The sequence below is a fragment of the Nocardiopsis sp. NPDC058631 genome, from assembly GCF_042716955.1.
Classification (GTDB): domain Bacteria; phylum Actinomycetota; class Actinomycetes; order Streptosporangiales; family Streptosporangiaceae; genus Nocardiopsis.
Genome location: NZ_JBHXQY010000059.1, coordinates 1 through 13,166 on the forward strand (window position 1 = coordinate 1; position 13,166 = coordinate 13,166).

General features: G+C 70.6%; 13 protein-coding genes and 1 pseudogene. 4 read left to right on the forward strand and 10 right to left on the reverse strand.

What is annotated here, in order from left to right; all coding sequences use genetic code 11:
• Positions 1-91: 91 nt before the first annotated feature.
• The 4 genes from ACFWTE_RS19255 to ACFWTE_RS19270 all read right to left on the reverse strand — a co-directional run bounded on the left by ACFWTE_RS19255 (position 92) and on the right by ACFWTE_RS19270 (position 3,838).
• Positions 92-1,588, reverse strand: a complete 1,497-nt coding sequence (locus ACFWTE_RS19255) for a nucleobase:cation symporter-2 family protein (RefSeq protein WP_378780927.1) — start codon at positions 1,586-1,588, stop codon at positions 92-94.
• A gap of 219 nt (positions 1,589-1,807) precedes the next feature.
• On the reverse strand, positions 1,808-2,704 hold the full coding sequence (gene pucL, locus ACFWTE_RS19260; RefSeq protein ID WP_378780928.1) for a factor-independent urate hydroxylase: 897 nt from the start codon (positions 2,702-2,704) through the stop codon (positions 1,808-1,810).
• A gap of 238 nt (positions 2,705-2,942) precedes the next feature.
• Complete coding sequence (gene uraH / locus ACFWTE_RS19265; RefSeq protein ID WP_378780929.1) at positions 2,943-3,287, reverse strand: hydroxyisourate hydrolase; 345 nt, start codon at positions 3,285-3,287, stop codon at positions 2,943-2,945.
• Positions 3,284-3,838: a 2-oxo-4-hydroxy-4-carboxy-5-ureidoimidazoline decarboxylase gene (locus tag ACFWTE_RS19270; RefSeq protein WP_378780931.1), complete on the reverse strand. Its 555-nt coding sequence runs from the start codon at positions 3,836-3,838 to the stop codon at positions 3,284-3,286. Before ACFWTE_RS19270 ends, uraH begins: the two co-directional genes overlap by 4 nt.
• A gap of 380 nt (positions 3,839-4,218) precedes the next feature.
• On the opposite strand from ACFWTE_RS19270, the gene ACFWTE_RS19275 reads away from it, so the two are divergent.
• The 3 genes from ACFWTE_RS19275 to gcl all read left to right on the forward strand — a co-directional run bounded on the left by ACFWTE_RS19275 (position 4,219) and on the right by gcl (position 7,979).
• Complete coding sequence (locus tag ACFWTE_RS19275) at positions 4,219-5,016, forward strand: hydroxypyruvate isomerase family protein (protein WP_378780932.1); 798 nt, start codon at positions 4,219-4,221, stop codon at positions 5,014-5,016.
• A gap of 61 nt (positions 5,017-5,077) precedes the next feature.
• Entirely contained in the window at positions 5,078-5,962 is an 885-nt protein-coding gene (locus ACFWTE_RS19280) for a 2-hydroxy-3-oxopropionate reductase (RefSeq protein ID WP_378780933.1), read from the forward strand.
• 301 nt (positions 5,963-6,263) lie between these two features.
• Positions 6,264-7,979 carry a glyoxylate carboligase gene (gene gcl, locus ACFWTE_RS19285; RefSeq protein WP_378780934.1) on the forward strand — a complete coding sequence of 572 codons (1,716 nt, stop codon included), beginning with the start codon at positions 6,264-6,266 and terminating at the stop codon, positions 7,977-7,979.
• 70 nt (positions 7,980-8,049) lie between these two features.
• Here the strand turns inward: gcl and ACFWTE_RS19290 are convergent.
• The 4 genes and pseudogenes from ACFWTE_RS19290 to ACFWTE_RS19305 all read right to left on the reverse strand — a co-directional run.
• A pseudogene (locus ACFWTE_RS19290) lies at positions 8,050-8,285 on the reverse strand (zinc carboxypeptidase); the annotation flags it as partial.
• 282 nt (positions 8,286-8,567) lie between these two features.
• A complete protein-coding gene (locus ACFWTE_RS19295) occupies positions 8,568-8,990 on the reverse strand; it encodes a PIN domain nuclease (protein ID WP_378780936.1) in 423 nt (140 codons plus the stop codon).
• A complete protein-coding gene (locus tag ACFWTE_RS19300; RefSeq protein ID WP_378780937.1) occupies positions 8,987-9,202 on the reverse strand; it encodes a type II toxin-antitoxin system VapB family antitoxin in 216 nt (71 codons plus the stop codon). The genes ACFWTE_RS19295 and ACFWTE_RS19300 overlap by 4 nt, the downstream gene beginning before the upstream one ends.
• Before the next feature lie 100 nt (positions 9,203-9,302).
• The gene (locus ACFWTE_RS19305; RefSeq protein ID WP_378780938.1) at positions 9,303-9,437 is read right to left on the reverse strand and encodes a hypothetical protein; all 135 of its coding nucleotides are present in this window, start codon (positions 9,435-9,437) and stop codon (positions 9,303-9,305) included.
• Positions 9,438-10,080: 643 nt separating this feature from the next.
• On the opposite strand from ACFWTE_RS19305, the gene leuA reads away from it, so the two are divergent.
• Positions 10,081-11,781, forward strand: a complete 1,701-nt coding sequence (leuA, locus tag ACFWTE_RS19310) for a 2-isopropylmalate synthase (protein ID WP_378780939.1) — start codon at positions 10,081-10,083, stop codon at positions 11,779-11,781.
• 111 nt (positions 11,782-11,892) lie between these two features.
• On the opposite strand, the gene ACFWTE_RS19315 is transcribed toward leuA, so the two are convergent.
• Both ACFWTE_RS19315 and ACFWTE_RS19320 read right to left on the reverse strand, forming a co-directional pair.
• Positions 11,893-12,603 carry a DUF2625 family protein gene (locus tag ACFWTE_RS19315; protein ID WP_378780941.1) on the reverse strand — a complete coding sequence of 237 codons (711 nt, stop codon included), beginning with the start codon at positions 12,601-12,603 and terminating at the stop codon, positions 11,893-11,895.
• Positions 12,604-12,652: 49 nt separating this feature from the next.
• A complete protein-coding gene (locus tag ACFWTE_RS19320; RefSeq protein WP_378780942.1) occupies positions 12,653-13,117 on the reverse strand; it encodes a GNAT family N-acetyltransferase in 465 nt (154 codons plus the stop codon).
• Between the last annotated feature and the right edge of the window lie 49 nt (positions 13,118-13,166).

Sequence of the window (13,166 nt, forward strand, 5' to 3'; positions counted from 1 at the left end):
GACATCGACCACCGCACCCACAGAACAGTCGTCCACATCACGATCGAAGCCTTGCCAAGCCCACCAGACGGCTAACCGAACGGCATTGGGCCTAGCGCGCCTCGGGCCCGCCGTCGCGGTAGACCGCTCCGGCCTGGTCGGTGTACTTGGCCTCTCCGGGGCCGGCGCTGCCGATCTCGTCGTGGTCGATCCGTGCGGGGGTGTCCGGCCCCGCACCGCGGCCGACCACGTTGAAGCAGATGTTCAACAGGATCGCGACGACGGCGGCACCGATGATCCCCGAGTGGGCGACCAGTTCCACCGACTCGGGCAGGTGGGCGTAGAAGGTCGGGTAGGCCAGGGGGATGATCGCCACCCCGACGGAGGTCGCCACCAGGACCAGGTTGAGGTTGCTGGTGAAGTCGACCTTGGCCAGGGTCTTGATCCCGCTGGCGGCCACGCTGCCGAACAACACCAGCCCGGCCCCGCCCAGGACGGGGGTCGGGATGGCGGCCATGACGCCACCGAGCACAGGGAACAACCCCAGCGCGACGAGGATGAGCGCGCCGGTGGCGACCACGTACCGGCTGCGCACCCCGGTCAGGGCCAGCAGGCCGATGTTCTGCGCGAAGGAACTGGTGGGGGTCGCGCTGAAGATCGGTCCGATGAGCGATCCGCTGACGTCGGCCCGCAGGCCGGCGGAGATGCGCCTGGCGTCCGCCTTGGAACCGGTGATCTCGCCGACGGCGATGATGTGCGAGGCACCCTCGGTGAGCACCACGAGCATGATGACGCACATGGTGACGATCGCGGCGACCTCGAACCGGGGGGCGCCGAAGTAGAACACGGAGGTGGGGTCGAAGACGATGTCGGCCTCACCGACGCGGCTGAAGTCGGCCATGCCGAGGGGGAGCGAGACCAGGGTGCCCACCAGGAGGCCGATCAGGATGGACAGCCGCCCCCAGATGCCGGGCAGCACCCGGGAACCGACCAGGATGACCGCCAGGGTGAGCCCGGCCAGGCCGAGGTGGGACAGCGGTGCCGCCGGGACGGTGGTGCCGTCCTCCAGGGTCCGGGTGGCGCCGTCGACGATCCAGCCCGCGGCCACCGGCATCAGGCTGACGCCGATGACGGTGATGATGGTGCCCGTCACGATCGGGGGGAAGAAGCGGATCAGCTGCCCGAAGAACGGCGTCAGGGCCAGGGCGAAGACCCCGGCCACGAGCGAGGCGCCGAAGGCGATGGGAAGGTTCTCCCCGTCCTGGCCCGCGGACAGCGCCGTGACGGCGCTCACGGGGATGAAGGAGCTGGCCACCACGATCGGCATCTGGGCGCCGAAGCGGCGGTGGCCCACGGACTGGATGAGGGTGGCGATACCCGCCACCAGGAGTGCGCCGCTGACGAGGATCCCCATGGAGGCGGGGTCGTTCGCGAGCCCGGCGGCGCTGCCGATGACCAGTGCCGGTGCCACCGCACCGGCGTACATGGTCAGGATGTGCTGGAGCCCGTAGACGAAGAGCAGCCGCGCGGGCAGCTTCTCGTCCTCGGGGCGGACGGGGGGTGTGGCGTTCGTTGTGGCCGCGTCCTTCGCGGACGGACTGTTCGACATGGCCAGTTTCCAGCCTTTGCGCTTGGTGGCCGCCCCTGAGGGGGCGGGGTTCTCGGGCGCGTGGCCCGGTGGTGCCGCACCGGTCGGGCTGTCCTTCTCCGGGCGCGCCTGAGCTCGGCGCACGCCCCGCGGGCGAGAGGGCGGGAGGGGTGGAGGGGGCGCCCCGACCGGGGGCGGGGGCCGGGGCCCGGCCGCACAGACGGGCCCCGGCGAGGAGGCCTACACGAAGCCGGGCACGGTCTTCCAGGCGTTGCCGGGGGAGGGGGCGTCGTCGCGTTCGACGGTGGCCTCGATCTTCCCGTAGGGGCGGTCCGCGGCGAAGAACACCTCGTCGGGGTTGTCCAGCCCGAAGGGTGACAGGTCCACGAGGAAGTGGTGTTTGTTGGGCATGGAGAAGCGGATCTCCGCGATCTCCGGGTGCGATTCCAGCACCGAGCGGCCCATCTCGTACAGCGACTGCTGGAGCGCCAGGCTGTGGGTGGTGGCGAAGGCCTCCAGCATCAGGCCGCGCACCGACGCGTAGACGGCGTCGAAGTCGTGGTCCACGCCGACGTAGCGCCAGCGGGCGGTGACGTCCGTCGCGAGGATGCGGTCGGAGGTCTCCTGGAGGGTGGTGTACCTGGTTTTGGGGAAGCCGTGGAACTCCGACCCCGTGGACTTGAGGACGGTGAGGCCCTCCAGGCCCGACACCACCCACTCGCCGCCGCCGTCCTTGGTGACGACGGTGGTGCGGGTCTCGCCGCCGCGGCGGGAGAAGGCGTGGTCGTGCGGTCCGTCGGACGTGGTGATGCGCTCCCAGGCGTACTCGTGGACCTCCTGGCGGGCGCCTTCCACGTAGTCGTGCTCCCCGACGAAGTGGCGGGCCAGGCGCAGGGCGAAGTCCTCGATGGCGCCGACGCCGCCCCATTCGCGGGCCTTGGCGTACACGGTGTTCTTCTGGGTGTCGGTCGGCAGGCAGGTGGTGTTGTCGCCGAGCGTGTGGACCGTTTCCAGGTCGCCGCGCAGCTGTGAGGTGACGTTGACGTCCTTGATCTCGTGGACGTCGGTGTCGCGTCTGACGTGGACGAGGCGTACCTCGGCCTTGCCGTACTGGTTCTCTCCGAGTCTGATGCCCATCAGGGTGAACTCCAGGGTTGTGGATATTCGTCGTCGTCGCGCCTGTGCGCGAGTACGTACGAGGGAGGACCGCTGTGGTCATGCGGAAGGACCTGTCACGCACTCGAAGAAGCAGGTGTCACACCTTGGCCGGCTGAGCGTCCGTGTCGCTTGCTCCTCTCCGTGGTCGGTGGTCGCGCCGGCAAGGGCGTGACGGGGCCCCGCCGCTCGGGCGGGAGGGCTGCCGGGGCCGGCGTGGCTAGGAACCCCGGTAGGTGGAGTAGGAGTAGGGGCTCAGGAGCAGGGGCACGTGGTAGTGGGCCTGCTCCTCGGTGAGGTCGAAGGCGACGGTGACCTCGGGAAAGAAGCCCGTGCGTCCGCCGGCCGCGAAGTAGGCGGCGGTGTCGAAGACGAGGCGGTAGGTCCCGGTGGCGAGACGGTCGGGCCCGAGGTCCGGTACGCGTCCGTCGTCGTCGGTGCGCCCCTGGGCGAGGGGGTTCCAGGACCTGCGGTGCTCGTCGGCGGCGCCCTCCAGACGCACGGGGACGCCGCGGGCGGGAGCGCCCAGCGCGGTGTCCAGGATGTGGGTGGTCACGTGGCTCATGGGTTCTCCAGGAGTTTGGCCAGGCGGAGCCCGGCGATCCGGCGGAGCTCGTCCGCGACGACGCCGAGTTCGGTGGCGGTGTCGTTGCCGAGCCGGGCGACCAGGTCGGCGAGGAGCTCACGGCTGGAGCGTCCGCTGGCGCAGACGAGGTAGATCTGTCCGAACCTGTCCTCGTACTCGCGCTGGGCGTGGACGAAGATCCGCTGGACGCGGGCCGACGCGTCGTCGGTGTCCGCGGCGAACGCGGACTGCTCTCCCCGCGACCACCGGGCCTCCGTGTCCGCTCCCTCCGCCTTCTCGCCGATGCGGGGATGGCGGTCCAGCGCCGTGGCGACCTCCTCCGGTGTGATGGCGCGCGCGTGCTCGTCCGCGCTCCCGAGCAGCTCGTCCCGGTCCCGGAAGGGCGCCCGGGCCGCGAGGGACGCGACCCAGCGGTCCACGTTCAGGCACTGCGCGAACCGTGCGCGCAGCTCCTCCCCGGTCAGGGCGTTCAGGTGCTCCAGGCCGGGATCGGAACGGCGTCCCGGAGCCTCCGGTGTGGTCTCGGGCATGTGCTCTCCCGTGGCTCGACCGGACGGCGGCTCCAGGCCGTGGGGCGGGCCACTGAACCGGTCGAGGATTTTCGTAGTGCAGACGGCTAATTCCGTATTGCGGATTGGGGGGACTCTAGTTGATGGCGGTGTGACCTTGTCAACACTCAAAAGGCTCAAAAGGTGAAAGTCATCGGAATCTGTACTCCCGCACAAAGAACGCCCGGATTGCTCGCCGCCTCTGGGGCGTATGTGGCTTGTGCGGCTGATGCGGTTCGTCTGTGGCGAATAGTGCCCACTGGTGGCGGTTGACAAGCCTGGGTGACCGGCCCCACACTCATGATATTCCTCAAAACGAAAACTACTTTCCACAATGCGGAAGTAGATGTTGGAGGCAATGCATGAGCCACACACTCCGGTACACGGTGAACTGCTCCCTGCTGTTCACCGAGCTCCCGCTCAACGAACGCCCCCGGGCGGCACGCGACGCCGGCTTCGACGCCGTCGAGTTCTGGTGGCCGTTCGAGAGCCCGACCCCGCCACAGGACGAGATCGACGCCTTCGTCGCCTCCCTCGACAACGCCGGCGTGCGCCTCACCGGCCTCAACTTCTTCGCGGGCGTCCTCCCCGGGCCCGACCGGGGCGTGCTCTCACACCCCGACCGGGCCGGGGAGTTGCGCGCCAACGTCGACGTCGTCACCCGGATCGCCGAACGCACGGGCACCACCGGTTTCAACGCCCTCTACGGGCTCCGCCTCCCCGGCGCGGACCCCGCCGAGCAGGACCGGATCGCCCTGGAGAACACCCTCGCGGCAGCCGAGGCCGTGGCCCGCGTCGGCGGGACCGTGCTCGTCGAGCCCATCAGCGGCTCCGACGACTACCCGCTCAGGACCGCGGCCGAGGGCCTCGGGTTCGTCGCCGGGGCCCGGGAGGCCGGGGCGGCCAACGTCGCCCTCCTCGCGGACCTCTACCACCTCGTGGTCAACCGGGACGACCTCTTCGCCGTGGTCCGCGACCACGCCGCGGAGTTCGGCCACGTCCAGATCGCCGACTCTCCCGGACGCGGGGAGCCCGGCACCGGCCGCCTGCCGTTCGACGACCTCCTCCGGGCGCTGCAGGACGGCGGCTACGACGGGCTCGTCGGCCTGGAGTACAAGCCGACCGTCCCCAGCGCCAAGAGCTTCGACTGGCTGGGCTGAGCCCCCCGCCACACGTCCACACACCCGGCCACCGCACGAGCCAGCCACGAAAGGGACAGCGATGCCCGACACCAAGATCGCCTTCATCGGCCTGGGGATCATGGGCCTGCCCATGGCCCTCAACCTGGTCCGCGCCGGATACACCGTCACCGGCCACAACCTCACCCCCGACCGCGTCGACGCCCTCGTGGCCGAGGGCGGCCTGCGCGGCGGCGGCGTCGCCGGCGCCGTCGCCGGCGCCGACGTCGTCATCACCATGGTCCCCGACTCCCCGGACGTGGAGGAGCTCCTGCTGGGCCCGGGGGGCGTGTACGAGAACGCCGGGCCAGGCACCCTGGTCATCGACATGAGCACCATCCGCCCGGACGTCTCCCGTGCCGTCGCCGAGGCCGGAGCCGAACGCGGACTCCGCGTCCTGGACGCACCCGTGAGCGGAGGCGAGGCCGGCGCCGTCGAGGCCAAACTGTCCATCATGGTCGGTGGGGCGCAGGCCGACTTCGAGGCCGCCCGCCCCCTCTTCGACGTCCTGGGGACCACCCCGGTCCTGGTCGGCCCCAGCGGGGCCGGGCAGACGGTGAAGGCCGCCAACCAGCTCATCGTCGCGGGCAACATCCAGCTCCTCGCGGAGGCCCTGGTCTTCCTTGAGGCCCACGGCGTCGACACCGAGTCGGGCCTGGAGGTCCTCGGCGGCGGACTCGCGGGCAGCACGGTACTCCAGCGCAAGGGCAGGGCCATGCGGGAGCGCGACTTCACGCCGGGGTTCCGCATCGCCCTGCACGACAAGGACATGCGCATCGTCACCGACTCCGCGCGCGCCGCGGGGGTCGCGATCCCGCTCGGCGCGCAGGTGGCGCAGTCCGTCGCCGCGCTCAGGAACCAGGGGCACGGCGGGCTCGACCACTCCGCGCTCCTGATGATCGTCCAACAGCTCTCCGGCCGTTCCTAGGGCGTGTTCCGTGGATGCTTTCGGTTGATTCGGCGCTTGCGCCGATCGCCGCGAGCGGCCTCCAGGCAATCTCTCGCAAGACGAGTAGCGCAGGTCAGCCCGGGTCTGGCTGTCCAAGCGTGGTCGGCGCAGCGAGAGGCAGCCTGGCGGTTGCGAGCCCGGAATGATCCGCGGAACACGGCCTAGCACGACGGCCTCCCCCGGAAGGCCCCCGTCCACCGTCCCCCGTGTTGGCCGCACCCGGGACACCGCGGCGGAGCCGACCACCCCAGCACCCCTAGCACTGAAGGGTTCACCCGTCATGGCACAGATGCCCGTGATGAACGCCGTCGTGGAGGTCCTCAAGGACGAGGGCGTCGACGTCGCCTTCGGCTGTCCCGGCGCCGCGATCCTCCCGCTCTACAAGGCGATGGAGGAGGTGGGCGGGATCGAGCACCTCACCGTCCGCCACGAGGAGGGTGCCACCCACATGGCCGACGGCTGGTCGCGGACCACCGGCGGGGTCGGTGTGGCCATCGGCACCTCCGGCCCCGCCGGCACCAACATGATCACCGGCCTGTACACGGCCATCGCGGACTCCGTCCCGATCGTGTGCATCACCGGCCAGCAGCGCACCGACCTCCTGGACAAGGAGGGCTTCCAGGCGGTCGACATCGTCGAGATCGCCAAGCCCGTCACCAAGTGGGCGGTCCAGATCAAGGAGGCCGCCACCGCCCCGTGGATCTTCCGCGAGGCGTTCCGGATCGCGAGGGAGGGCCGCCCCGGGCCCGTCCTGATCGACATCCCGGTGGACGTGGCCCAGAAGCTGATCGACTACGACCCCGCCATCGACGCCCCGCTGAAGGTCAACACGGTCGAGCCCCACCTGCCCCGCGTGGAGCGCGCGCTGGACCTGCTGCTGGCGGCCGAGCGCCCTCTGATCCTCGCCGGGGGCGGAGTGATCCTGTCCGAGGCCTCGGCGGACCTGCGCGAACTCGCCGAGTACCTGCGGGTGCCGGTACAGGTCACCCTCATGGGCAAGGGCTCGTTCGACGAGGACTCGCCCCTGTACTCCGGCATGACCGGTGTACAGACCTCCCAGCGCTACGGCAACGCCTCCTTCCTGGAGTCGGACCTGGTCCTGGCGGTGGGTGCGCGGTTCGCCGACCGCCACACGGGCCAGATCGACGTCTACCGGGGCGACCGGAAGTTCGTCCACGTGGACATCGAGGCGACCCAGATCGGCCGGGTCTTCGAGCCCGACCTGGGCGTGGTCTCCGACGCGCGGCTGTTCCTCCGGGAGCTGCTCGCCGCGGCCAGGCGGCGGGACGCCAGGGCCGAGGTCGGCCCGTGGATCGACCGGATCGCCGAGCTCAGGTCCACCCTGACGCGGCGCGAGGACTTCGACACCGTCCCGGTCAAGGCACCGCGCGTCTACAAGGAGGTCAACGAGGTCTTCGACGAGGACACCTACTTCGTCACCGCGATCGGCCTCTACCAGATCTGGGGAGGCCAGCACCAGAAGGCGTACAAGCCCCGGCACTACCAGATCTGCGGTCAGGCGGGCCCGCTCGGCTGGGAGATCCCCGCGGCCATCGGCGTCAAGAAGGCGCTGGCCGCCACCGAGCCCGACGCGGAGGTCGTCGGCATCGTCGGTGACTACGGCTTCCAGTACATGGTCGAGGAACTGGCCGTCGCGGCCCAGTACGACGTCCCCTACGTGATCATCATGCTGAACAACGAGTACCTGGGCCTGATCCGCCAGGCGTCGATCCCGTTCGACATGAACTACCAGGTGGACGTCCACTACGACGAGTACGGCACGGACAACGTCAAGCTCATGGAGGCGTACGGCTGCTCCGGGCGCCGGGTGTGGGAGCCCGGGGAGATCCGCGAGTCCCTGGAGTGGGCCCGCAAGGAGGCCCGGTCCACCTCGCGTCCGGTGCTCGTCGAGATCATGATCGAGCGCGAGGCCAACACGCCGCACGGCCCCTCGATCGACGCGGTGAGGGAGTTCGAGCCGGTCCCCGGCGCCTGAGACGCGGGGCCCCGGGGGGTAGCGGCACCCCTTGAATCCGCCCCCCCGGGGCCCGACCGCGTCCGTCGGATCAACCGCAGTACGCGGCCTCCTCGCCGATGATCCGGTACGGGCAGTCCGCGTGGTCGAGCAGGCGCGGCACGGCCTCCTCGTTGCGTGCGGTCTCCCGGTCAATCACCGACGGGGGCGGGTAGAAGCCCCCGCCCGCGGCGCTGCGGGGGTACATCTCGTAGGTGCAGTTCACGATCCCTGGTCGCCCCACGGCCAGTCGTTGATCGACCCGCCGGTGACGTACAGGTCGCTGGAGGGTGAGGCTGCGGATACGTGGCGTCATTGCAGAAGAAGGCGGCACAATCTGTCACTATGTCTGACTTCAAGTGGCCTATGTGGCGGATCGCCTTGTTTGCTCGCCTGGGCAGGTGAAGCCCGCTCCGCTCCCATCCGGGGCCGAGTAGCGCGTGGCCGGATGTGGCTACGGGGTGTCGCGTTTCCCTCGGGCTCGCGGGGTAGGCGGGCGCGCGTGCCCCCGGACCCGGAGGCCCGGCTCCGCGCGGCGCTCGGGCGAGGTGAGCGGCGTACTCCGGTCCTTCAGCCCCCGGACTTGGGAGCGATGCGGTGGGTCACCTGGTCCGTGACGCGCGCGATCGTCTCGAAGTCTCCGTCGCAGTGGAGCAGGGTGAGTCCCCGCAGCTCGGCGCAGGCGGCGACCAGGAGGTCCACGGGGCCGGCGCTGCGGTGCTCTCCTCGGGCGGTCAGCATGCGTTGGACCTCCCACGCCCGCCGGAACACCCGATCGTCCAGGTCGACGGGCGACAGAGTCGCGTTCAGCAGTTCGACCAGCTCCGTGCGGTGCGTGCCGGTGCGCGCGCTGTAGAGGAACTCCAGTTCGGTGATCGGGCACACGGCGACGGTCCCGTGTGTGATGGCCCAGTTCCACTGCGGATAGGTGCCCGGATCGGAGAATAGGCGCGCCAGGGCGCTGGTGTCGATCAGGTAGGCGCTCAGGTTCACCGGCGATAGTTCCTCTTGTCCATGAGCAGGTCCATGTCCGCGCCGCCCTCGGCCACGAGTTCCTGCATCCGTGCCAGGGCCCGGGCCCTGGACAGTCTCTCCGCGGTTTCCCGCAGGGAGGTGTTCACCGTGTCCTTCTTGGTCTTCGTGCCGAGGAGTTCGGCGGCCATCGCGAGGGCTTCGTCGTCCAGGTCGATGAGGGACTTCGTCATGGAGACCTCCGTATATCTGGCTAGGTCGCCAGTATATCCACTGGGGCTCGCCGTGTCCGGCGGATGCCGCAGGCCCGGGGTCGCGCGCCCGGGGAACAGATCAGCCGCTGTCGGCGGCGGGATACAGGGCTCGCTCCACCGCGGCCTCCAGCGGCTCCGCGCCGCCCTCCGACCGGGCCCGCGCGAAGACCTCCTCGCCCACCAGGGAACGGGCCGTGCCCGCGATCCGGTCCACGTCGAAGCGCTCCCCGCTCGGCAGCGAACGCCGGTGCCCTCGCGGGCGCCCCCGCCCCGTCCAGGGCGTCCGCCCCGGCCAGGCCCGCCAGGGCCTGCGCGACCGAACGGGGGTCCCCGGTCCGCCGGGCGTGGCCCAACCCCTCGCGGTGCAGGCCGCGCGCCGCGCGCGGCCGCGGGCGGCAACGAGAAATCCCGCCGACGGTACCGGTCTCGCCACCACCGCGGCTTACGTGTACTCGGCGCGGTCGGTGGCGGCCTCGGGTGTTGGCCGCACCCTGGGTCCCGTCGGCGGGACTCGAACAACCCCCCTAGCACTGAAGGGTTCACAGGAAATGGTACAGACCTCTGCGCGATATCTCGAAGTCGAGGTACACGTAGTGGTCGTCCGGCCCCGGGCGCAGGCGGCGCCCCACCCCGGGAGGCCGCGTCGTCGCAGGTGGGTGACGTGCATCCCATCATCTGGACGCGGGGTACCAGGAAACTCCGGCCGTCTGCTAGCGTGATGATCGTTATGCTGCGCGTGCTGCTCCTCCTTAGTGGCCGCGGCGGGGGTCGTTAGACGGTCGGCTCCCTCGCCGCGGGACTCCGGCTTGCTCTGGTCGACCAGACCACACGCCTGAACCACCCGAGGAGACACCGCGATGGTGCCGCAGCAGAAGACCAGCCCCATGCCGTTCCACCGTTACGAGCCCTTCGCTCCGGTGGACCTGCCGGACCGCACCTGGCCGTCGAAGACCATCGACAAGGCCCCCCGCTGGCTCTCCACCGACCTGCGCGACGGCAACCAGGCGCTGATCGAGCCCATGGACCCCGCGCGCAAGCACGAGATGTTCCGGCTGCTGGTCCAGATGGGCTACAAGGAGATCGAGGTCGGCTTCCCCTCCGCGAGCCAGACCGACTTCGACTTCGTCCGGTCCCTGATCGAGGACGGGCTGATCCCCGACGACGTACAGATCTCGGTGCTGACCCAGGCCCGCGAGGACCTGATCGAGCGCACCGTCCAGAGCCTGGTCGGCGCCAGGCGCGCCACCGTGCACCTGTACAACGCCACCGCCCCGACCTTCCGCCGCGTCGTCTTCCGCGTCGACCGCGAGGCCTGCAAGGGCATCGCCGTCCAGGGCACGCAGCACGTCATGCGCTTCGCCGAGCAGTACCTGGGCGAGACCGAGTACTTCGGCTACGAGTACTCGCCCGAGATCTTCGTCGACACCGAGCTGGACTTCGCCCTGGAGGTCTGCGAGGCCGTCATGGACGTGTGGAACCCCGGGCCGGGCCGCGAGATCATCCTGAACCTGCCCGCCACCGTCGAGCGCTCCACCCCCAACGTCTACGCGGACCAGATCGAGTGGATGAGCCGCAACCTGTCGCGTCGCGAGCACGTCGTCCTGTCCGTGCACCCGCACAACGACCGGGGCACCGGCGTCGCCTCCGCCGAGCTGGCGGTCATGGCCGGAGCCGACCGGGTCGAGGGCTGCCTGTTCGGGCACGGTGAGCGCACCGGCAACGTCTGCCTGGTCACCCTGGGCATGAACCTGTTCAGCCAGGGCGTGGACCCCCAGATCGACTTCTCCGACATCGACGAGATCCGCCGCACCGTCGAGCACTGCACCCAGCTGCCGGTCGCCCCCCGCCACCCCTACGGCGGCGACCTGGTCTACACCGCCTTCTCCGGCTCCCACCAGGACGCCATCAAGAAGGGCTTCACCGCGCGGGAGAAGGCCGCCGAGGCCGCCGGGACCCCGGTGGAGGAGAGCACCTGGGACGTCCCCTACCTGCCGATCGACCCCAAGGACGTGGGCCGCAACTACGAGGCGGTCATCCGCGTCAACAGCCAGTCCGGCAAGGGCGGCGTCTCCTACATCATGCAGCGGGACCACTCGCTGGACCTGCCGCGCCGTCTCCAGATCGAGTTCTCCCAGGTCATCCAGAAGTTCACCGACGCCGAGGGCGGGGAGTTCGCCGGCGACCGCATCTGGGAGATCTTCTCCTCGACCTACCTGGCGGACCAGGGCCCGATCGCGGTCCTGGCCCACCGCTCCTCCACCGACGGTGACGGTACCTACCGGATCGACGCCGACGCCCGCGTCAACGGGGAGATCCGCGAGCTGTCGGGTACCGGCAACGGCCCGATCTCGGCGTTCTGCGACGCCCTGACCGACGTGGACGTCAAGGTCCGCGTCATGGACTACGTGGAGCACTCCATGGGCGGGGACGGCGACGCCCGCGCCGCCGCCTACGTGGAGGCCGAGATCGACGGCCGGGTCGTGTGGGGCGTCGGCATCCACAGCAGCATCACCACGGCCTCGCTGAAGGCCCTGTGCAGCGCCATCGGCCGCGTCTGACGCGCGAGGGCACCCGCCACGGGCGGGGTCCGGTGTGACGCTGCGGCGTACTCCGGGCCCCGCCCGCCCGCGTGCTCCGGGCCCCGCGGCCGCGGGGCCCGGCACCGTGTCTCAGAGAAGGCCGAACGGACCGGGGTCGGGCAGGCCCAGGGTGGCGCAGTACTCCCGGTTCGCACCGGTCAGCTCGCTCAGCGGAACCGCCCTGCGGGAGGTCGCCACCAGGTCGGCAGCGGACTCCGCGGACCACAGGAAGGGGTGGACGGCCATGCCCCGGTCCAGGTCCAGCCCCTCCACCTCCTCGCGCCAGCCGGGCCAGCGCAACCCCTCGTAGAAGCCGTCCAGGTTGCCGGCCAGCATCCACAGCAGCCACGAGGAGTAGGTGGTGTCCATCGGCTCCCACACCAGGGAGTCCGGGGCGAAGTACACCATCTCACCGGGTCTGCCCGGATGCTCCGCGTCCTCGGAGTCCGGACCGTTCAGGGCGAACACCCCGCCCAGCACGTCGTGCCCCACCACCAGCCGCAGCGGCGGTCCGAAGACCACGGCCGCGCTCAGGTCGTTGACCTCGCCGAGCCCCGGCAGGTCGGGGCCGCCTCCGCCGTGCACGCGGAGCCAACCGCCGTCGAGCACCAGCCCGCCGCACTCCAGAGCCATCGCGCCCAGGAAGGACCGGGCCGTCACCTGGAGCCGGTGCAGGCAGGTCCGGCCCGCCACCGGGTCGACCGGCAGTACGCGTACCGGGGTCGGGCCCGCGGCCAGGTGCTCGGACAGGACGGGCCAGGCGGGGTCCTCGACCTCGACCAGCTCACTCAGTTCACGCATCGGGGGAACCCTCCGTCACACCGCGGGGTAGGCGCGGCGACGGACCAGATTACAGGGAGGCTCCGACGGTTCCGGCGGGGACGTACTTGCGGAACCCGTCGGCGCAGGGCACGAAGCCGCACGAGCGGTAGAACGCGTGCACGTAGGCGTCGTCGGCGGCCAGCAGCTGCACCTTGTGGCAGCGGGCCCCGACCGCGAGCAGCTCAACCGACCGCATCAGGGAGCGGCCCACCCCCGAGCGCCGCTGACGCTCGGCGACCACGAGGTTCTCCACGAACATCACCGGACGCCCGTCCCGGGTCAGGTTGGGCATCACCAGGCAGTCCACCGTTCCGGCGACGACCCCGCCGTGCTCGTGGACCAGCAGTGTCCGCCCGGTCTGGTCAGCGATCTCCGCCCAGATCCGCGCGGCCGAAGCCGCGGCGAGGGGCCGGTCGTCCGGGTTGAGTTCGCCGAGGAGGGAGAGCACGGCGTCGAGGTCGTCGATGGTCGCGGGCCGGGTGACAGGGGGCACCCGGACAGGGTAGAACGCGCAAACGCCGTGGCGGAAGGGGTCTGCGCGA